14 protein-coding genes and 1 other annotated feature are annotated in these 22,199 nt (G+C 44.1%); of the genes, 11 read left to right on the forward strand and 3 right to left on the reverse strand.

The annotated features are described in order from the left end of the window. Positions 1–36 precede the first annotated feature (36 nt). From KGMB01110_RS13000 to KGMB01110_RS13025, 5 genes are all read left to right on the forward strand, one after another. On the forward strand, positions 37–2,769 hold the full coding sequence (locus KGMB01110_RS13000) for an MSCRAMM family protein (RefSeq protein WP_119298771.1): 2,733 nt from the start codon (positions 37–39) through the stop codon (positions 2,767–2,769). 330 nt (positions 2,770–3,099) lie between these two features. After that, positions 3,100–5,175: an elongation factor G gene (locus tag KGMB01110_RS13005; RefSeq protein ID WP_119298773.1), complete on the forward strand. Its 2,076-nt coding sequence runs from the start codon at positions 3,100–3,102 to the stop codon at positions 5,173–5,175. A 295-nt stretch (positions 5,176–5,470) separates the two neighbouring features. Next, positions 5,471–6,847 (forward strand): Trk system potassium transporter TrkA, encoded by a 1,377-nt coding sequence (gene trkA / locus KGMB01110_RS13015; RefSeq protein WP_117603747.1) that lies wholly within the window; start codon positions 5,471–5,473, stop codon positions 6,845–6,847. Further along, positions 6,847–8,292, forward strand: a complete 1,446-nt coding sequence (locus KGMB01110_RS13020) for a TrkH family potassium uptake protein (protein ID WP_119298775.1) — start codon at positions 6,847–6,849, stop codon at positions 8,290–8,292. Before trkA ends, KGMB01110_RS13020 begins: the two co-directional genes overlap by 1 nt. An 87-nt stretch (positions 8,293–8,379) precedes the next feature. After that, positions 8,380–9,999 carry a CvpA family protein gene (locus tag KGMB01110_RS13025; RefSeq protein ID WP_119298777.1) on the forward strand — a complete coding sequence of 540 codons (1,620 nt, stop codon included), beginning with the start codon at positions 8,380–8,382 and terminating at the stop codon, positions 9,997–9,999. A 174-nt stretch (positions 10,000–10,173) separates the two neighbouring features. Here the strand turns inward: KGMB01110_RS13025 and KGMB01110_RS13030 are convergent, their stop codons facing one another. After that, positions 10,174–10,596: a hypothetical protein gene (locus KGMB01110_RS13030; RefSeq protein WP_117888160.1), complete on the reverse strand. Its 423-nt coding sequence runs from the start codon at positions 10,594–10,596 to the stop codon at positions 10,174–10,176. 248 nt (positions 10,597–10,844) lie between these two features. On the opposite strand from KGMB01110_RS13030, the gene KGMB01110_RS13035 reads away from it, so the two are divergent. Then, complete coding sequence (locus KGMB01110_RS13035) at positions 10,845–11,441, forward strand: DUF3793 family protein (RefSeq protein WP_119298779.1); 597 nt, start codon at positions 10,845–10,847, stop codon at positions 11,439–11,441. Beyond that, entirely contained in the window at positions 11,438–11,869 is a 432-nt protein-coding gene (locus tag KGMB01110_RS13040; protein ID WP_117603742.1) for a flavodoxin, read from the forward strand. Before KGMB01110_RS13035 ends, KGMB01110_RS13040 begins: the two co-directional genes overlap by 4 nt. Before the next feature lie 167 nt (positions 11,870–12,036). On the opposite strand, the gene KGMB01110_RS13045 is transcribed toward KGMB01110_RS13040, so the two are convergent. Both KGMB01110_RS13045 and KGMB01110_RS13050 read right to left on the reverse strand, forming a co-directional pair. Further along, positions 12,037–13,323, reverse strand: coding sequence for a sensor histidine kinase (locus tag KGMB01110_RS13045; RefSeq protein ID WP_119298781.1), 1,287 nt, complete (start codon positions 13,321–13,323; stop codon positions 12,037–12,039). Between the two features lie 15 nt (positions 13,324–13,338). Then, positions 13,339–14,058: a LytR/AlgR family response regulator transcription factor gene (locus KGMB01110_RS13050; RefSeq protein ID WP_117603740.1), complete on the reverse strand. Its 720-nt coding sequence runs from the start codon at positions 14,056–14,058 to the stop codon at positions 13,339–13,341. Between the two features lie 156 nt (positions 14,059–14,214). Next, positions 14,215–14,484 (forward strand) — a binding site (T-box leader). 94 nt (positions 14,485–14,578) lie between these two features. On the opposite strand from KGMB01110_RS13050, the gene leuS reads away from it, so the two are divergent. The 4 genes from leuS to KGMB01110_RS13070 all read left to right on the forward strand — a co-directional run bounded on the left by leuS (position 14,579) and on the right by KGMB01110_RS13070 (position 22,040). Continuing rightward, positions 14,579–17,014 (forward strand): leucine--tRNA ligase, encoded by a 2,436-nt coding sequence (gene leuS, locus KGMB01110_RS13055; protein ID WP_119298782.1) that lies wholly within the window; start codon positions 14,579–14,581, stop codon positions 17,012–17,014. Between the two features lie 231 nt (positions 17,015–17,245). After that, a complete protein-coding gene (locus tag KGMB01110_RS13060) occupies positions 17,246–18,085 on the forward strand; it encodes a DUF6612 family protein (RefSeq protein WP_158555718.1) in 840 nt (279 codons plus the stop codon). 130 nt (positions 18,086–18,215) lie between these two features. Beyond that, complete coding sequence (locus KGMB01110_RS13065; RefSeq protein ID WP_119298784.1) at positions 18,216–20,942, forward strand: translation factor GTPase family protein; 2,727 nt, start codon at positions 18,216–18,218, stop codon at positions 20,940–20,942. Between the two features lie 84 nt (positions 20,943–21,026). Next, on the forward strand, positions 21,027–22,040 hold the full coding sequence (locus tag KGMB01110_RS13070; protein ID WP_243112836.1) for an NUDIX domain-containing protein: 1,014 nt from the start codon (positions 21,027–21,029) through the stop codon (positions 22,038–22,040). Positions 22,041–22,199: the final 159 nt, after the last annotated feature.

The following is a 22,199-nucleotide window of genomic DNA, read 5'->3' on the forward strand; positions in this document are numbered from 1 at the left end:
AGACAAAAAGAAGAAAAAGATAAATTGGAGGGAAATATGAAACGGAAAAAATGGAAGAGAGTGTTACGATGTCTGTTGCCCGGACTGAGTATTTTCAGTATGGCAGTCACTGCAGTTGCAGGAGAAATAAAACCAGAAGAAAGAATTCCGATGTATGACAGAGAAAAGTTGGAAGAAGTTCTGGGGCAGATTGAAGGCATGGAAGTAAAAATGGAAACACAGGAAAAGGATCGTTCGGAAGATGAAATCCAACCTTATGCATCGGCAGGAGAAACGGTAACCTCAACGGTTTTGAAAAAAGGAATCGGAAGCATTGAGATGATACGCTATACAGACAACGGATGGGAAAATTTAAAAAGCTGGCAGGAAGGACTTCTGGGGCTTACGAATGGAGATTGGGCATATTGTGCGGATCCAAACCAGACTTATAAGTCGGGACAGAAACAATGTTACAATGCTGCAGATTTTTACAGCGAAGAGACGATAAAGACAATCGGAATGATGTTCTACTTTTTCGATACCCGGGTGAAGTGCGAGGGCATGTCAAAAGAATCAGAGTACCTGATCAAACAGTGTATTGTCTGGAGTGTGCTTGATCATGTAAATGGATGGCTTCCGGGGATCACGCTGGAATATGGAAACGGATTGAATGACGGGGCAGGTCATGGGCTGGCCGGGCACATGGCGTATGCGGTTTATGATGGAGCGGTCTGGGCAGCAGATGCAAAGAACCGGGAAGATTTTTTCTGTAAAGGGATTTTAATGAAAGGAAGTGGACAGGATTTGGCGCAGTGGAGTTATGAATATCGTCCGAAGGGAACCGTTTCTTTAAAGAAAGTTTCTGCAAACCCGGAGGTGACAGATAAAAACAAAAGCTACAGTCTTCAGGGAGCGGAATATGGAGTATATCTGGATGAAAGTTGTAAACAACAGGCAGGAACATTAACAACAGATGAAAATGGAATCAGTGGGGAACAGTTCCTTCAGGCAGGGACTTACTATATAAAAGAACTGAAAACACCGAAAGGATATGCCAGAGACACAGTCATACATAAAGTGGTGCTTGAAAGAGGAAAAGATACAATCCTGACTGTCTCGGATCATCCGCAGTTAAATCCGGTAGAAATTGTACTGGAAAAAGCGGATCAGGATACCAGTGCAAAACAGCCGATCGGAGCAGCAGAATTTGAAGGTGCAGAGTTTCAGGTGAAATATTACGGAGGTTATTATGAAGAGGATCCCGAAAAGCAGGGGAAAAAGCCGTTGCGGACATGGACACTTAAAACGGATGAAAAAGGAATTGCAAGACTGACAGAACAGCAGAAAGTCAGTGGGGATCCTTTTTATCAGACTTCAGAAGGAGAGATCGGGCTGCCGCTTGGTACGATCACGATACAGGAAACGCAGGCACCAAAAGGATATCTTCGAAATGAAGAAACTATCGTCACAAGAATCCGACCATCCGGGGAAGAAGAACGTGTGGAAACATATAGCATACCGGTTGTGAAAGAAACGGTGATCCGCGGAGATCTGCAGATTGTGAAGTATGCAAAGAAGACAGAATATGTGGAAGAATTGTATGGCAAGGGAATAAGTTCTGAAAAGGGAAAAGAGGAAGCAGATGAGGCGGTGAAAGCGAGTGAAAATAATGAGGAAGAAAAGAAAAAAGAAACAGATGGCAAAGAGACAGTAGATGCAGAGTCAAGGATTCCGTTAGCAGGAATTATTTTCAGGATAACTTCTGAGGAAACAGGAGAGTGCTGGGATATCACAACAGACGAGAATGGAATCGCAACAACAAAACAACTGAAACTTTGTGAAAGAGGGAATCTTGTGTATGGAACTTATATTATCTCAGAACTGAATCCACCGAAGGGCTATCACAGAATAGATCCGTTTGAAGTCATGATCTCAGAAAATCAGGAAACCCTGTCTTATCAGGTGGAAAATGAACAGATTCTCACAATGGTAAAACTGGTGAAAAAAGATGCAGTCAGTGGAAAGATTATACCGGCGGCAAAAGCGAGGTTTCAGTTGCTGGACCAGGACAAACAGGCAATTCCGCTGAAAGAATCTGTGGAAACAGATGAAAGTGGATCATTTACGTTGACTCAGAAATTAAAAAACGGAATCTATTATTTCAGGGAACTCACAGCACCTTATGGTTACCTGAAAGGCGAAGATGTGAAGTTTGAGATTCAGACAGAAGAGTCAATGAAAAGTGAAAAGAAAAACCAGAGTGAAGCAGGAAATGAAGCAAAAGAAGAAAACAAAACCGATGAGGCAGAAACCGTAGTAGTGGAGTTTAAAGATGTGCCGGTAATGGGAAGAATAGAGATTCTGAAGACAGATGCGACTACCGGAAAAGGGGTGCCGGATACAACGCTGGAGATTCTGGCAGCGGAAAACATACTTTCAGGTGATGGAACACTGGTGGCAAAGACAGGGGATGGGATCGAAACACTTACCACAGGGAAAGACGGAAAAGCAAAATCAAAAGAACTGTATCTTGGAAAGTATAAGATAAAAGAAACAAAGGCGAAAGCAGGATATATATTAAAACAGGAAGATTATCTTGTTGAATTAAAATATAAAGATCAGGATACACCGCTTGTGACAGAAAAGGTAACGATAGAAAATGAACCGATCACAGACATCCCGGGAGTAAGTGTAAAAACAGGAGATCTGTTTGAAATTTTTCCGTATATAGCAGCATGCATATTGGCCGGAGGAATGATCTTGCGACAGTGGAAGAGAAAGGGTCGCTGAAGGACTGAAAAATGGTAGAAAAGAGCCAATAAACAGAACCTAATGCAGATATCAGTGGACACGTAAAAGAGTTTTCTTTTGCGTGTCCATTTTTATTGCCGGGGATTGCGGTACCTGTAAAAAATCTCAATAAAACGGAAAAGAATTGATAGAAATAGAAAATTGAGAAATATAGTTGTGAAATATTCATAAAATAGTTGTAATAATCTATAAGTTTTAGTACAATATAAACATGAGATTTTTACTTGGAAGATAGAGGTGTCGGAAATACAGATTTTATCTGATATAAGTCTTTTCGGGTAAGAAAAATGAGCACAAGGAGGCAGGCATATGAAAGTTTACAGAACAGACGAGATTCGAAATGTTGTACTTTTAGGACATGGTGGGAGCGGAAAGACCAGTTTGGTAGAGGCTATGGCTTATGTATCAGGCGCAACAAACCGAATCGGAAAAGTATCAGATGCAAATACGATCAGCGATTTTGATAAGGAAGAACAGAAACGTAAATTTTCAATCAGTACATCCCTTATCCCGATTGAGTGGGAAAAGGCAAAGATTAATGTATTAGATACTCCTGGATATTTCGACTTTGTGGGAGAAGTGGAAGAGGCGGTCAGTGCGGCAGATGCGGCAGTTATCGTTGTATCCGGAAAGGCCGGTGTACAGGTGGGTACGGAAAAAGCATGGGAACTGTGCGAAAAATACCATCTTCCGCGTATGATCTACGTAACAGAGATGGACGTAGATGATGCAAGTTTCAGACAGATCGTGGAAGATCTGACCGAGCGTTATGGCAAATGCATCGCTCCTCATTTCTCACCGATCCGTGAAAATGAAAAGTTGGTAGGATATGTGAACGTCATCAAGAATGCAGCAAGACGTTATACAGGAATCGCGGAGAGAGAAGAGTGTGAGATCCCGGATTACTGCAAACCGTATCTGGAATCTTACAGAGAAAAATTATTAGAAGCAGTGGCTGAAACCAGTGATGCATTTATGGAACGTTATTTTGCAGGAGAAGAATTCTCAATCGAGGAGATCCGTGCAGCCATGCGTACGGAGGTTATGAATGGCGAGATCGTACCGGTTGCCATGGGATCCAATCTTCAGGCACAGGGCGTTGCAAACCTGTTGTCTGATATTGTGCGTTTCTTCCCGAGTCCGGATTACTGTGAATGTGCAGGGATTAATCGGACAACCAATGAGATCTTTGAAGCAAATTATGATTTCTCACTGGCGAAATCCGCCTATGTATTTAAGACAATGGTTGATCCGTTTATCGGTAAATATTCTTTTGTAAAAGTGTGCTCCGGTGTATTAAAAGGTGATGATGTACTTTACAATCCGGATACAGATTCTGAAGAAAAGCCAGGTAAACTTTATACGATGATCGGAAATAAACCATCAGAAGTATCCGAGCTGTTTGCCGGAGATATCGGAGCAATTGCCAAATTAAATAATACACGGACCGGAGATACTCTTGCGACAAAGGCTACACCGGTTCTCTATGGAAAGACCGATTATTCCGTACCTTATACATATATGAAGTATAAAGTAAAGAAAAAAGGCGAGGAAGATAAGGTGTCTCAGGCTCTTGCACGTATGATGGCAGAAGATGTGACATTGAAAGCTCTGGTAGACAGTGAAAACAGACAGTCACTGCTCTATGGTATGGGAGATCAGCATCTGGAAATCGTTGCAAGCAAACTGGAAGCAAGATACAAAGTTGAGATTGAACTGGAGACACCAAAGGTAGCTTTCAGAGAAACCATCCGCAAGAAATCTGATGTAGATACCAAATATAAGAAACAGTCCGGAGGACATGGACAGTACGGTCATGTTAAGATGCGCTTTGAACCATCAGGCGATCTGGAAACTCCTTATGTATTTGAAGAAGAAGTGGTTGGAGGAGCTGTTCCGAAGAACTACTTCCCGGCAGTAGAAAAAGGTCTGCAGGAGTCTGTGGTGAAAGGACCTCTGGCCGGATATCCGGTAGTAGGCGTAAAGGCAGTACTCTACGATGGATCATACCATCCGGTAGATTCTTCGGAGATGGCATTTAAGACTGCTACGATCCAGGCATTTAAGAAAGGATTCATGGAAGCATCACCGGTTCTGTTAGAGCCAATTGCTTCTCTGAAGGTTACGGTACCGGATGATTATACCGGAGATGTAATGGGGGATCTGAACAAACGCCGTGGACGTGTGCTCGGTATGACACCGATTGCAGGCGGCAAGCAGATCATTGAGGCAGATGTCCCGATGACCGGGCTGTTCGGATATTGTACCGTACTTCGTTCCATGACCGGTGGACGCGGAAGCTATGCTTACGAATTTGCAAGATATGAGCAGGCACCGTCAGACGTTCAGGAACGTGAGATCGCTGCAAGAGCTACCGAAGAATAAAGCAGAATGATAGACGAATTCCTGAAAATTCAGAGGAATGGAGTTCTGAAAAGAAACAGGAAGAAGGTCTTACAGGGGGATCGACAATCCAGATGTCGATCCTCTTTGTGTCTGGCGACTGCGCTCAATCCCGGAATGTGCCAGGAGACACTTTCCGAGGGGGGCGGTAATGAGCCAAAGTCTGTGATTGTATTTTTGAAAGAAAGGTGCTATAATGCCTTTGCGTTTTGTGATGAAAGTGTGAAAAAAATAGCATAGATTGCCAGGTTTCTAAAGAGACGATGGAGGAGAAGAAATGAAAATCGTGATTATCGGCGATGGAAAAGTCGGATATCGACTTGCCAAACAGCTCTCAGAGGAGAACTATGATATTGTGATGATCGACAGCAATGAGGGAAAGTTACGAACGGCGATTGATAAGCTTGATATTTTTTGTGTGGCGGGACAGGCTACGGATGTGGAAGTACAGAAGGAAGCGGATGTACCGCATTCGGATCTGGTGATTGCCTGCACTTCTATGGATGAAATCAATATGTTGAGTTGTCTGATTGCAAGGAGACTGGGAGCGAGACACTCTATCGCAAGAGTGAGAAATCCAATCTACTATAAACAGATTGATATGATGAAGAAAGATCTTCGGCTCAGTATGGTTGTAAATCCGGAATTGATCGTGGCAAAAGAGATCGCGCGTGTGCTGATCTTTCCGGATGCAAGTAAAGTAGAGACGTTTGTAAGGGAAAGAGTAGAACTGGTAGAATTTCCTATTACGGAAGACAGTGCGCTGGCCGGAATGGCTCTGAAAGATCTCTATGACAAATTCCAGATCCGTATTCTGGTATGTGCAGTGGAGCACGGCAAGAATGAAGTGGTGATCCCGGATGGAGAATATCGGATCCAGGCAGGGGACAGACTCCATGTGACGGCGTCTCATGTAGATGTGGATGAATTTCGCAGAAAATTCGGAAAGCGGAAAAATAAAATTAAAAATGTGTTGATCTGTGGAGGTGGTCGTGTCAGTTATTATCTGGCAACCGGTCTTACGAAGTTGGGGATGCAGGTGAAGATCATTGAGCGAGATAGAAATCGCTGCGAGGAACTCTGTGAACTGATTCCGAAGGCAACGATCATCTGTGGAGATGCCACAGATCACGATCTTTTATATGAAGAAGGAATCCGTGAAGCGGATGCTTTTGTCGCACTGACTGGTATGGATGAAGAGAATATCATTATGGCATTGTTTGCAAAGAACCAGAATGTGGCAAAGATTGTTGCGAAGGTGAATGAAGACCGCCGGGTAGAGATGATCGAGGATCTGGGAATCGACAGCGTGGTATCTGCAAAGACGGCAACGGCTGATATGATCATGAGTTATGTAAGAGCAAGACAGAATTCTTACGGAAGTGCCAATGTGGAAACCATGTATCAACTGGTGGGAGGTAAGGTAGAAGCATTGGAATTTATTGTTCGTTCCGAAGCGGAATATACGAATATCCCACTGAAGAATCTGACCATCAAACCCAATAATCTGATTGCATGTATCGCCAGAGAGAACCGGATCATTCTGCCGGATGGAGAAGACTGTATCAAAGTGGGGGACAGTGTGATCGTCGTAACGATGTCGCAGAAGGTACAGGATATTAAAGATATTATCGTATCAAATGGGAGAAAGTAATGAATCGTAGAATGATTGGGTATATTATAGGAAAGATGATGGGAGTGGAAGCATTGGTTCTGCTGCTTCCTGCACTGATCTCTTTGATATACCGGGAAGATGATTATGTATTTTTTTTGATGACCAGTGTGGTATTAGCTGTGATTTATTTTCTTCTGGCGAGAAAGAAACCGGAAGAGTCAACAATCTACGGAAAAGAAGGTCTGGTTATTGTTGCGGTAGCGTGGGTTCTGTGGTCCATTTTCGGAGCTATTCCGTTTACCATATCCGGAAATATTCCCAACTATGTCGATGCATTTTTTGAGACGGTCTCCGGATTTACCACGACCGGTTCTACGATACTGACAGAGATCCAGTCTTTGCCGAAAGGAATATTATTCTGGCGAAGCCTGACACACTGGATCGGTGGTATGGGAGTGCTGGTGTTTGTTATGATGCTGACTTCCCTGGACGATAAAGGCGCCATGCATCTGATGCGCGCGGAGGTTCCGGGACCGGAGGCAGATAAACTGGTGCCGAAGGCAAGAAGTACAGCAAAGATTCTGTATGCCATGTATTTCGCTCTGACAGCCGTGGAAGTAGTGTTCCTTCTGTTTGGAGGAATGAACCTTTATGACAGCGTGATGCACGCGTTCAGTACGGCTGGTACCGGAGGATTTTCCAACCGAAATGTCAGTGTGGGATATTATGACAGTGCTTATATCGACGGGGTGATTACAGTCTTTATGATCCTGTTTGGAATCAACTTCAATCTGTATTATTTGATGCTTCTGAAACATTTCAAAGAGGCATTTAAGAATGAAGAATTGAAAACTTATCTGGGAATCATTGCAGGCGCGGTGGCAATCATCACGATTAATATCAGCAGCATGTACGGAAGTGTGTTAAAAGCGTTCCGTTATGCAGCCTTCCAGGTAGCATCTGTGATCACGACAACCGGTTTCTGTACGGCGGACTATAATCTGTGGCCGGAACTTTCTAAGAGTGTATTATTAGCAATTATGGTAGTGGGAGCCTGTGCCGGATCTACCGGAGGCGGTATTAAGGTGTCCCGACTGGTGATTCTGCTGAAGAGCGTGACACAGGAGATCAAGAGACTGCATCATCCAAAGGCTGTGACGATTGTGCGGGTCAATGGACGGAAGATCGGAGCGGAGACGAGACAGGGAGTTTATGTATATTTTATCTGTTATATTTTTATAATCATTGGCTCCACTTTACTGGTATCACTTGACAATTTTGATTTTGCAACCACGATCAGTGCGGTACTGACGACGATCAATAACGTTGGACCCGGAATTGCACTGGTAGGACCGGTGGAAAACTTTGCGAAATTTTCTGTTTTTTCCAAGCTGATTTTCTGTCTGGATATGTTGTTTGGACGATTGGAAATTTTCCCGATTCTTTTAGTTCTTTCTCCAAGTTTCTGGAGAAAACGGTTTTAATTTAATTTATCAGAGAACCATATGGATAGAAAATAATTTGAAAAGTACGGCCCCTTTTTAGGGGCTGCTTTTGTAAGAAGGAGAATTATGAAGAAATCAAAAATAGCAGCCGGGATCCTGGCGATAATCTTGATCGGAATCTATTATTATGTAACGTTACCGGCATTGAATCTGCACTCAGCAGATCTGTGGATCTTTTTCCTGGTGTTGATCGCACTGGCAACAGTTGTCTATATCACGCGGAAACGTCTGGGCATTTATGAAATCAGACAGTCAAAGGCGGTTCGTGGATTTGCCGGCGTTTTTCTTGTAGTACTGGCAGTTTACCTGGTGGGAAGTCTTTTGTCTTCACCGATTGTCAATGCGGCAAAATATCAGAGTCTTTTACAGGTGGAAGAAGGAGAATTTTCTAAAGATATCGAGGAGCTTTCTTTTAATCAGATTCCGCTTTTAGACCGGGATTCCGCCACACTTCTGGGAAACAGAAAGATGGGAAGCATGGTGGATATGGTGTCCCAGTTTGAAGTGGATGATCTGTACAGTCAGATTAATTATCAGGATCAGCCGGTGAGGGTATCCCCACTTCGGTATGCAAATCTGATCAAATGGTTTACCAACCAGAAAGAGGGAATTCCGGCATATATCCGGATCGACATGGCGACTCAGAATACAGAACTGGTTAAACTGGAACAGGGGATGAAATATACCACAAGCGATCATCTGAACCGAAACATTTACCGTCATCTGCGGTTTCGCTATCCAACTTATATTTTTAATGAGCTGAGTTTTGAGATTGATGATGCGGGAACTCCTTATTGGATCTGCCCGGTTAAGAAATATAATGTGGGACTTTTCGGTGGCGCCACTGTAGGAAGAGTGGTTTTGTGTAATGCGATTACAGGAGAGATGGAAGATTATGCAATAGAAGATGCACCGCAATGGATCGATCGTGCATATTCCGCGGATCTTCTGGTGGAACTGTATGATTATTATGGATCTCTGAAACATGGATATTTTAACAGTGTACTGGGGCAGAAAGACAGTCTGGAGACCACCAATGGCTATAATTATCTTGCGATTGATGATGATGTGTGGGTTTACACCGGAGTGACCAGTGTCAGCGGAGACCAGTCCAATGTAGGATTTGTCCTGATGAATCAGAGAACGATGGAAACAAAATTTTATAAAGTGGAAGGCGCAACAGAAGAGTCTGCAATGTCTTCTGCAGAGGGACAAGTACAGAATCTGGGATATAAGGCAACATTCCCGTTGTTGTTAAACATTTCCGGAGAGCCCACATATTTTGTGGCGCTGAAGGACGATGCGGGGCTGGTAAAGAAATATGCCATGGTCAATGTGCAAAAATATCAGATTGTTGCGGTGGGAGATTCGGTCAGTGCCTGTGAAAAATCTTATGCCCGTCTGATGAATGAAAACGGAATTAAGGTGGATGCATCTGCTGCCTCGGATATTCAGAAGATCACGGGAACAGTTACAAAGATTGCACAGAGTGTTGTCAGCGGAAATTCCCATTATTATCTGATGCTGGATGGATCGGATGAAATCTTTGATATTGCAGTTACAGATCTGATCAATGTCATTCGGATCAATGAAGGAGATCAGGTGACACTGGAATATCAGAAAGGGGATCAGACCAGTCTGGTATTGTCTTTAAACGGAGAAACCGCGAAGACGGAAGAAGAGTAATGTAGGGCTTCGGATGTTCCCTTAAGCATGCCTTTTGAAGAAGGAATAAGAAGTAAACCTTCATAAATAATAAACCAGAGCAGACATATCAGAGATAAAAAAGGAACATTTCCAGCTCCCGAAAAGGGAGGGGAAATGTTCCTTTTTTGGTATCCCGTAAGGAAAGAACATATGTTAGTTCAACATCTTGCAGTCGGAGAAATCAACATCTGGCATCTCGTCCAGACTTGCACTGATGCTGATATAGAATTCGATCTTATTCTCTTCAGAGAGTTTCTTAAGGATATCTATAAACATAGATAAATTGTCAATAGAAATATCAACCTGTTTTAAAACGCCGTCGATAAAAATAGTCTCGATGTCGTGGTTTCCTGCAACCATTCCGTACAAAAAGCCTTTAAATTCTTCAATATTGGTGATGTCCGCATAATCGGCCATACAAATCGCGCGAACATTAAAATCAACACTGGAAGTATCCGTGTGACGTTTCTTGATTAAAACAACATTCCCCGATGATGTCTTAACCGCTTCGTTTGCTAAATCGATCATTTGCTGTGTTTTTCCGCTCCCTTTTGGACCTGTCAATACATTTACCATGGCAAATTCTCCTTTTATATGTATTTACTGAGGGGTATAAAAAATAGGAATATAAAAAGGATATCTCTCAGTACATTTGTATGGTTCCATTATACACGAAATGAACTAATGGAACAACATAAAAAGCAGAGTTAATAAAAAAATTATTTTTGTGAGAAAATATTATCAGTTATTTTATTGCAATAGGAAAAATCGCATGATAATATAAATGATATTGAAAATCAATATCAAAAAAAGAAAGGTCAGATATGCCAGAGGAATTATTGTCTTATTACTACACAAATCCTGATACAAAAGTGAAACTTCAGTTTCAGATCATTTTGCAGTGTGCGCCGTTGTTAAAAGGGATCAAAGTCTCGAATATTATGACGATGGCAACTTCGTCCTGTGGATACTTGACAGAATTACTAGCGGGAACGGGAATCACATACCGGATCCTGTATTGCAGCAAGGGACGCAGTCTGGTGCTTTTTTACAGAAAGCGGGCACTTATGGAACATCTGAAAAAGGAGCAGGTACATCTCTTCTTAAGAGAATATGGATATGAAGATGACACACTGGACTCAAATCTGTACAGATTGGCTGCCAGATGCAGAGAGTTTGCAAAGATTGGTCTGAGCTTTCCGCATGAGATCGGTGCTTTTCTGGAATATCCGATGGAAGATGTGAAAGATTTCATCAGGAAACAGGGGAAAGATTTTCTCTGTAACGGGTACTGGAAGGTCTACCACAATCCGGCAAATGCCATGGCGATTTTCAATGCTTATGACCGCGCAAAGACCTGTGCGGTTGAAGAATTTATAAAGGGCGAATCTATTTTTGAGATCACAAGGAGGTTATTATGAGCGTATCAGTCGTATACTGGAGTGGAACAGGTAACACAGCAACAATGGCAGAGGCAGTTGCAAGAGGAATTGAAGCAGGAGGTCAAACACCGCAGATCATAGATGTAGGAAGTGCTGATGTGCAGGCTCTCGCATCCGAAACTGCATTTGCACTTGGATGCCCGTCCATGGGTGTAGAACAGTTGGAAGAAGGAGAAATGGAGCCGTTCGTAGAAGCACTGGAACCATTGGTATCCGGAAAGAAAATTCTGTTATTCGGATCCTACGGATGGGGAGACGGAGAATGGATGCGTGACTGGGTAGAGCGTATGACTCAGGCAGGAGCTGTTATGGTAGCAGCAGACGGAATCATGGCAAACAATGAGCCGGATGACGATGCAATCGCAGAGTGCGAAGCAGCAGGAAAAGAACTGGCTGCACAGGCATAAACCGTACAGAACGTCCGGGAAAGAAATCGAAAGAACGTAATTCAAACAATCCAGAAAAATCAAATCCAAGACTGAGAAAAGGAGAAACACCGTGCGTGTTTCTCCTCTTTTTTAGCTTACTATCCTGATTTTTCCGCAAAAGGAATGCATAAGGCAACCGTTCGCACTTAGTCCGGGTTATGAAGTGGAAGAATGATTCGCAGGATAAATTCTTCTCCCTCCACAGAAAACTGACAATTCCCGTGAAGGCGTTCTACCGTATACCAGATGCTTCTGGTGCCAAGTCCGTGACCTTTTTTGGAAGTCTGGGGCAGACCATCTACGATTTCAGGACGGACAAGGAAAGGGTTCTGAATCGAGAGCAGAAGCTTGTCATTGGCAATTCGCATGGAAAGCTGGATTTTTCGATCGGTTTCCGGAAGCATGGAAGTGGCGTGAATCGCATTTTCCAGAGCGTTGGATAAAATAGTAGTCAGATCTACATCAGAAACCGGAAGGACTTCAGGAAGTTCCAGCGTGGTGATCAATTGGATCTTTTTGGAGGAGACAGTGTCTTCCTGGAAAGAAAGTATCAGATTGACGGTTTCATTGCGACTGTAAGATTTCAGGATGGTTCGATCAGAGGTCTGCAGGATCTCCTGGATGAATTCTCGGGCTTTCTGTGTTTCTCCGTTTTCCAGAAGCGCGGAAATGCCGGCAAGATAATGGCGAAGATCATGGCGCATCAGGGAAATGGTCTGCCGGGAACGCTGTAAGGCAATCAGTTCTTTTTCAGACTGCGAGCGTTTCATTTTCAACAGGGAATAGCGTTGTTTTTCTTCCAGATTCTCTTCATACTGGTGAAAATACAGGCACAGAAACATGAGATAAGAAATACACAGAATGAAACCAAGAAACTCTGCGACAACGGCACGACCGGAATAGAGCAGAGAGGTGTAAACACTGGTGACATAATCAAACAGATAGTAAACGAAAGGAACCAGACCGAAGATTAATTGAATTTTGGTGCTTTTCTGAGTCAGGCGCCGCATGATCTGGGGCATATAACGGAAAAGAAATACAAAAATAACAAGGGTAATCCCGATGCGAACCACGTAATAAATCCAGAGCTGCCCGCTTAATTCCCTTGCGGCAATTCCAATCCAGTTGCTGATCTGGCAGCACAGATAGGCTGTAAAGACAGCGATTCCACTTAAGATCAGAGAACAATGATAAAACAGGGTGAAAAATAAGATCAGTGGCAGGTGGATCAGAAAAGGATAGAGCTGTTCGGCCTGTGCATTTCCGAGAAACAGATAGGATGCGGAAGAACAGAGACCGGTGATCGCGGAGAAAGCCAGCAGGCAGAGTATATTTTTCCGATTCATAAGGATCCCGAGGATCGAAGCGGAAATGTAGACGCCGAACAATAAGGTTGTGACCATGTGGATGGCAGATAAAACAGACAAAAGCATGACAGGATTCCTTTCCTAGAATGTTTCCTGGAACATCAGGGCAAAATAAGCTTCTTTGAATGTTTTGCTGTAACTTCTTGCAATCGGAATGCAATGGCCGGATTTGGTCAGAAGTTCGGTTGTGTTGAAGTGATCTACATTTGGAAGATAGACCAAATAACTGCGGTGACATTTGAAGAAAGCCGGATGACCGGAAAGTTGTTTTTCAAAAAAGTAAAAGGGAGCAACAGATTCCACAGTCTGTCCGGTGATCAAACGAAAGGTCACACGTTTATTCTGAGCCTCTGCGTATTCGATCTCATGAAAATAAAGCTTCTGATAACCGTAAGAAGTCTTCAGGATCAGATGCTCCGGTTCGTTCTGAAATTCCGTAAGACAATCGTCCAGTACGGACTGAAGCCTATCGTAGGAGATGGGCTTCAACAGATAATTTTCAGCTTTGACTTCATAAGACTCCAGCGCGAATTCCGGAGAGGAAGTCAGAAAGATGATTTTTGCATCCCGGTCGGTCTTACGCAGGATTTTTGCGGCCTCCATGCCGTTGAACATGGGCATAATGATGTCCAGAAATATAATATCGGCAGGTTCTTCCCGGTGATGGGAGAGAAGTTCATCTCCGTTTTCGAAAGTAGAAATCATAACGGGGATATTACGCTCTTTGGACCATTTATGGATAAATTCTGTGGTGATCTGTAAAAAAATAGGACTGTCGTCACAGACTGAAATGTTAAACATAGTAAATTCCTCAATTTCTATTCCTAAGATATAACATTTTTATTTTAATTGATTTCTGACGAAAATGCAAATGTCGAAAGACGCGGAAAACACGGGGAATCTTAAGAAATTGCTTGACTTATTTTAATGTTGTTTTTATAATAAGGAAGTATTATTGAAGAGACGATGAAGAGGAATAGTAAGAGAACAGCGTATTCCAGAGAGTTGCCGGCAGGTGCGAGGCAACAGCGTGATCTCCCAACTCACCTCGGAGTTCCTCTGCTGAAGTGACAGAGATCTTGTGAATGAGATGATTTCAGGCTATGAGATGTGCAGGTGATGTGTAGGCAGATGGCGGGGCTTCCCGTTACAGAAGATACGAGTGTATCTGCGAAGGGCAGATGAATGAGAGTGGTACCGCGGAAATAAAGCCTTTTCGTCTCTTATGAGATGAGAAGGCTTTCTATATACCAAAGTATGCAAGAGAAGCTGCCGGTGGCAGGTTCAATGTATGCCATCAGGCAAAAAGGAGGATATAAAAATGGCAGCAAAGATTGTTTACAACCATAAGGCAATCGAGAACAAATGGAGAGAAAAGTGGGAAGAGAACCCGGTGAATCCGAAAGTGGATGAACAGGGCAATCCGAAGAAGAAATATTATTGTCTGGATATGTTCCCGTATCCGTCAGGAAATGGTCTTCATGTAGGACACTGGAGAGGATATGTTATCTCCGATGTATGGAGCAGATACAAGCTTCAGCAGGGATATTATATCGTTCATCCGATGGGCTGGGATGCGTTCGGACTTCCGGCAGAGAACTATGCAATCAAGATGGGAGTACATCCGGCAAAATCTACTGCCAACAATGTGGCAAATATTAAGAGACAGATCAATGAGATCGCAGCTCTTTATGACTGGGATATGGAAGTGAATACCACAGATCCTGAATTCTACAAATGGACACAGTGGATCTTCGTAAAGATGTTCAAAGAAGGTCTGGCTTATGAAAAGGAATTCCCGATCAACTGGTGTCCGTCCTGTAAGACAGGTCTGGCAAACGAAGAAGTAGTCAACGGTAAATGCGAACGCTGCGGAGCAGAAGTAACCAAGAAAAATCTTCGTCAGTGGATGCTGAAGATCACCGCTTATGCAGAAAGATTACTGAATGACCTGGACAAACTGGACTGGCCGGAAAAAGTAAAGAAGATGCAGACAGACTGGATCGGTAAATCTTACGGAGCAGAAGTAAACTTCAAAGTAGACGGACGTGAAGATGAGATTACAGTCTATACCACCAGACCGGATACCCTTTACGGAGCAACCTTTATGGTACTGGCACCGGAACATGCCCTGGCAGCATCTCTTGCCACAGAAGAACGCAAAGAAGTCGTAGAGAAATACATCTATGATTCTTCCATGAAATCCAACGTAGACCGTCTGCAGGATAAAGAGAAGACCGGTGTATTTACCGGAAGTTATGCAATCAATCCGATCAACGGAGCAAAAGTACCGATCTGGCTGTCTGACTATGTACTGGCTGATTACGGTACCGGTGCGATCATGTGTGTACCGGCTCATGATGACCGTGACTTTGAATTCGCAAAGAAATTTGACATTCCGATTATTCAGGTAATCGCAAAAGACGGAAAAGCCATTGAAAATATGACAGAAGCTTATACAGAGGCTTCCGGAACCATGATCAATTCCGGCGAGTGGGATGGTATGGAATCCGCAGTTCTGAAAAAAGAGGCACCGCATATCATCGAAGAGCGTGGAATCGGAAAAGCAACTGTAAATTACAAATTGCGTGACTGGGTATTCTCTCGTCAGCGTTACTGGGGAGAACCGATTCCGATTGTACATTGTCCGAAATGCGGAAATGTGCCGGTACCGGAAGAAGAACTTCCGCTTCGCCTGCCGGATGTAGAATCCTATGAGCCGACAGGAACCGGAGAATCTCCGTTGGCAGCCATCGACGAATGGGTAAACTGCAAGTGTCCTGTATGTGGCGCAGATGCAAAACGTGAGACAAACACTATGCCGCAGTGGGCAGGATCTTCTTGGTACTTCCTGCGCTATGTGGATAATCATAATGATAAAGAACTGGTATCCAGAGAAAAAGCAGATGCTATGCTTCCGGTAGATATGTATATCGGCGGAGTAGAGCATGCAGTTCTTCATCTGCTGTATTCCAGATTCTATACAAAATTTCTGTGCGATATCGGAGTCATCGACTTTGATGAACCATTCCAGAAACTGTTCAACCAGGGAATGATCACAGGCAAGAACGGAATTAAGATGAGTAAATCCAAAGGAAATGTAGTTTCCCCGGATGATCTGGTACGTGACTACGGATGCGATTCCCTGAGAATGTATGAACTTTTCGTAGGACCACCGGAGCTGGATGCAGAGTGGGATGATCGTGGAATTGACGGAGTGAATCGTTTCCTGAAACGTCTGTGGAATCTGCTTCAGGACAGCCTGGCAGCCAATGTAGAAGCAACGGATGCAATGGTCAAAGAACGTCATAAACTGGTATATGATGTAACAACACGTCTGGAGAACTTCAGCCTGAATACCGTAATCTCCGCATTTATGGAGCACAATAACAAGCTGATTGATCTGGCAAAGAAGAATGGTGGCGGAGTAGATAAAGAGACTCTGGAAACGATGGCAGTTCTGATTTCTCCATTTGCACCGCATTTTGCAGAAGAAATGTGGGAGCAGTTGGGTCATACAGAGACTGTATTCCGTGCAGGATGGCCAACCTACGATGAGGAAGCCATGAAAGAAGACGAAGTCGAGATTGCAGTGCAGATCAACGGAAAGACGAAAGCGGTCATTTCTATTGCAGCAGATGCAGACAAAGACAGCGCAATTGCAGCAGGTAAAGAGGCACTGGGCAATAAACTGAGCGGAAATATCATCAAAGAGATTTATGTTCCGGGAAGAATTATCAATATCGTGGCAAAATAGTCTGAGAGAAGACGAAAGATAAAGCTTTGAAAACAGCGTAGACAGAGAAATCTGTTTACGCTGTTTTTCTACCTATTTTTCCGGTTCCATGCTATACTGAATATAAAAGATGCCGAAGAGTGTGAAGTACGAAATAATCTACAGGTATCATGGGCGTGGGGATGCCCTGAACATCGGATGATGGGCAAACGGGCACCGGAAAAAAGAACAAAAGTGAGGGAGGAACGAAGGATGAAAAGATGGAAAAGAGTCACAGCGTTACTTGTATTGGCAGGACTTATGATGTTCGGGTTAAGCGGTTGCAAAAAGGAAACAGCAGAAAGCCTGATGCAGGAAGCTGTTAAAAAGACAGAAACAGCAAAGTCCATGGAAGGAAATATGACCATGGATATGGAAATGGGACTCGGACAGAGCGGAATGTCCATGTCTATGGGAATCGGTCTGGATGCGGATCTGCAAGTGACAAAAGATCCACAGGTCAGCCATGTCAATGGAACAATGACGATGGATCTGTTAAACATGTCTTTAGACCTGGAAGCTTATACCCAGACGGAGAAGGATTCCAATACGACTTATGTGAAAGTAGCGGATGAATGGCAGAAGCAGACCACCGATGTGTCCGGGCTGGACATGGGAACTATGCTGGATCTGGAAAAGATTTTATCCAGCGGCTCTGAGCTGACTTTGGCAGACAAGACAGAAAAACTGGATGGAAAAGAAGTCTATGTGATCCAGACGACCATCGACGGAGAGACATTCAATGAGTTGTTAGGGGCTATGTCCGGTGTGATGGAGGAAACCTACACGCAGAACATTGATTTTTCCGGAATGACCGCAGATATGACGGTAAAAATTTACAAAGACAGTAAACTGCCGGCGCTGATTTCCATGACGATGGACGGCGATGGAATGAGTCTGGCAGATCAGGACGGAGTCTCAGTCAGCCTGGATAAGTTAAGCTATGAGTTGAAGATTACATCCTATGACAGCCTGGATAAGATTGAGATTCCTCAGGAAGCATTGGATGCGCCGGAACTGGAGGAGAGTCTGGAAGATCTGGAGGGCATGTAAGCTTTATAGATCGCTGAGAGGTAAAGGAGACAAAGGATATACGATATACCGGATAAGATTTTACGAGGTGAGATTTTAGAAGGCAAGGACAGCATAAGGAAATGACAAAGAAGGGAGTTTGACATAAAAGATGTCGGCAGAAAATAAGAAACCACAGATCTGCGCGGCGCTTCTGGCACATGTAGATGCCGGTAAGACCACGCTTGCAGAAAGTCTGCTTTATAAAACAGGAGAGATCAGGTCTTTGGGCAGGGTAGATAATCAGGATGCATTTTTAGATACCTACGATCTGGAGCGGGCCAGAGGAATTACGATTTTTTCCAAACAGGCATCGCTACATCTGAAAGACTGGGACATTACCCTTTTGGATACACCGGGGCATGTGGACTTTTCAGCGGAAATGGAGCGGACACTTCAGGTGTTGGATTATGCCGTTCTTCTGATCAATGGGGCGGACGGTGTTCAGGGTCATACAGAAACGCTGTGGAAGCTTTTAAAACGATATCAGGTGCCAACCTTCCTTTTTGTGAATAAAATGGATCAGGAGGGGACAGACTCAGCAAAGCTTCTCGGGGAACTGAAAGAACGGCTCAGCAGCCAGTGCGTGGATTTTACCGTGGAAGAAAATGAGGATTTTTTTGAAGAAATTGCAACCTGTGACGAGAAACTTCTGGAATATTATCTGGAAGAGGGACAGGTGGAAGTAAGTCAGATCCGGCAAATGATCTGCGAACGGAAGCTGTTTCCCTGTTATTTTGGGTCTGCATTAAAGGTGGAAGGAATCGATGCATTTCTGGAGGGTCTCAATACATTTTTGGCAAAACCGGTGTATCCGGAAGAATTTGCTGCAAAAGTGTACAAGATTTCCAGAGATGAACAGGGCACACGTCTGACACATATGAAAATAACCGGTGGAAGCCTGAAGGTGAAAGATCTTCTGAAGGGAATGACAACAGAAGGGGAAGACTGGGAAGAAAAAGTGAATCAGATCCGGGTGTACTCCGGGGCGAAATATGAAGCAAAGCAGACGATCTCAGCCGGAGAGATCTGCAGTGTGACGGGGCTTACAAAAACCTGGCCGGGAGAAGGTCTTGGGGCGGAGCCTGAGGCAGAAGATCCGGTTCTGGAACCGGTACTTCGTTATCGGCTCTTGCTTCCGGAAGATGCAGATGCAAGAGTGGTGCTTCCGCAGATTCGGCAGTTGGAAGAAGAGGAACCGCTGCTTCATGTATTGTGGGAAGAATCCCATCAGGAAATCTATGTGCAGTTGATGGGAGAAGTGCAGATAGATGTGTTGAAAAGTATGATCTGGGAACGCTATCATTATCGGGTGGAATTGGATCACGGCTCCATTCTTTATAAAGAAACCATTCAGGAACCGGTGGAAGGAGTGGGACATTTTGAACCGCTGAGACATTATGCGGAGGTACATCTTCTGCTGGAACCGGGAGAAACAGGAAGTGGTCTGCAGTTTTTCAGTCAGTGCAAGGAAGATCTTCTGGATCGGAATTGGCAGAGACTGATTCTGACCCATTTGGAAGAAAAAGAACATAAGGGGGTTCTGACCGGTTCGCCGATCACGGATATGCGGATCACGCTGATCGCAGGAAGAGCACATCTGAAACATACAGAGGGCGGAGATTTCCGTCAGGCGACCTACCGGGCAGTACGCCAGGGACTGAAAAAGGCAAACTCTGTTCTTCTGGAACCCTATTACAGTTATCGTCTGGAAATACCGGCGGATATGACAGGCCGTGCCATGTCTGATATTCAGCGGATGAAAGGACAGGTAAATCTACCGGAGATGACGGAAGACAGAGCGATTCTGACCGGAAGTGTACCGGTCTCTACGATGCGGGATTATCAGGTAGAAGTGACGGCCTATACAAAGGGAAGAGGGTATCTGTCCTGTATTTTTAAAGGCTATGAACCCTGCCATAATACAGAAGAAGTGCTGGAAGCTATCGGCTATGATTCGGAGAGAGATCTTGCGAATCCTACCGGCTCTGTATTCTGTGCGCATGGAGCGGGTTTTGTGGTTCCGTGGGATCAGGTGGAAGAGCATATGCACCTGGAGACGAAAGAATTGCTGAAAAGTCCGGAAGAAAAAATGGAAGATCTGGAAAAAGAAGCGGCTATCTTACGTGCAAGAAAAGAGCGGGTTCGCATGGTGCTTTCTCAGGAAGAGGAAAAAGAACTGCAGAAAATGATGGAGCAGTCTTACCGGAAATGGGAAAAGCAACGGAGATTTTCCTATGGCAAATCCAGGATCCGACGGGAGGAATACACGCCGGTATATCGGGGACAGAAAAAGAAATTAGAGAAAGAATATCTTCTGGTGGACGGGTATAATATTATCTTTGCCTGGGAAGAATTGAATGATCTGGCAAAAGTCAATATTGATGCAGCCAGAGACAAGCTGGCAGATCTGCTCAGCAATTATCAGGGATTTGTGAAGAGTACGCTGATCCTGGTATTCGATGCTTACCGTCTGGAAGGACATGCGGAAGAAATCCTGAAGTATCACAATATCTATATTGTATACACAAAAGAGGCAGAGACAGCGGATCAGTACATCGAGCGTACGGCTCATGAAATGGGAAGAAAATATCAGGTGACGGTGGCAACTTCGGATGGAACCGAGCAGGTGATTATCCGCGGACAGGGATGTTTCCTGATGTCAGCCAGAGAGTTAAAAGAAGAAGTAGAACGGGTCAGCAATCTGATCCGACAGGAATATCTCGGAAAAGAAATGTCCGGAAAAAATTATCTTTTTGATTATCTGGATCCGGAGATCGCAGAGCAGATGGAGAAGACCCGTCTGGGAGGTCAGACACACGACAAAAAGGATGAGTGACTTTTTATGGTTGCCAGGTATACAGCAAAAAGGATCGGTGACCATTTTCAGTTGCCGGTTACATGATAAAAGGAGTAGAAAAACGTGATATTCAGTACCTTATGTTATATCGAACAAAATGAAAAATACCTGATGCTTCACCGGGTGGTGAAAAAGAATGATGTAAACAAGGACAAATGGATCGGTGTGGGCGGAAAGTTCGAAGAAGGAGAAAGCCCGGAGGACTGCCTGAAACGGGAAGTAAAAGAAGAGACAGGACTGACTCTTACAAGCTTTCGGTTCCGGGGAATTTTAAGCTTTTTCAGTGTGGGATATGAGCCGGAATATATCTGCCTTTACACTGCCGATGGATTTACAGGGGATTTGATCAAATGTGAGGAAGGAACGCTGGAATGGGTGGAAAAAACAGAGATTACAAACTTAAATCTCTGGGAAGGTGACCGGATCTTTCACCGGCTGCTTCTGGAAGAAGCACCGTTTTTCTCACTGAAACTGAGATATGAGCATAATGTATTGATAGAAGCGGTTTTAAATGGAACTTCGATGGAACTGGTAGATCTTCTGGATGAAAATAACGAAGTGACCGGAATCCGAAGAGAGCGGGAAGTAATCCACCGGGAAGGCGGACTTCACAGAACCTCCCATGTCTGGCTGGTTCGCAGGAATGAAAAGGGAGAACCGGAGATTCTGCTCCAGAAGCGGGCAAAAGGAAAGGATGCATTTCCCGGCTGTTATGACATTTCTTCAGCCGGACATATCCCGGCGGGAGTGGGCTATCGGGAATCTGCTGTCCGGGAACTGGAAGAAGAACTGGGTGTGAAGGTTGCGCCTGAGGAATTGCTCTATATCGGGCAAAATGAATCCAAAGTGGATACGGTATTCTATGGAAAGCCGTTTCGCAATCACGAGACCAGTGCAGTCTATGTGCTGGATCGTACGGGAGTCAGCGACAGATTTATCCTGCAAGAATCTGAGGTAGAAGAAGTGAAATGGATGAACTTTGAAACTTGCAGGGAGTGCCTGGAAGACCCGGAATTTCCGAACTGTATTATGGGAAATGAGACGGACTTGTTGCAAAGATATTTTGAAGAGAAGTGAAATCGTAAAAGAAACCTTGGGACAGAGAAGATGGAAGAAATATGACACATGCTTTGGAACAGGGAAAGAAAAATATAAGAGAAAGTTTGAAACTACGGAAACAGAAAATGGAGACAGAGAGAATTAAGACAGAGAGAATTAAGACAGAGAAAGGAATTC

Origin of the sequence: Mediterraneibacter butyricigenes, from assembly GCF_003574295.1 — a bacterium.
Taxonomy (GTDB): domain Bacteria; phylum Bacillota; class Clostridia; order Lachnospirales; family Lachnospiraceae; genus Mediterraneibacter_A; species Mediterraneibacter_A butyricigenes.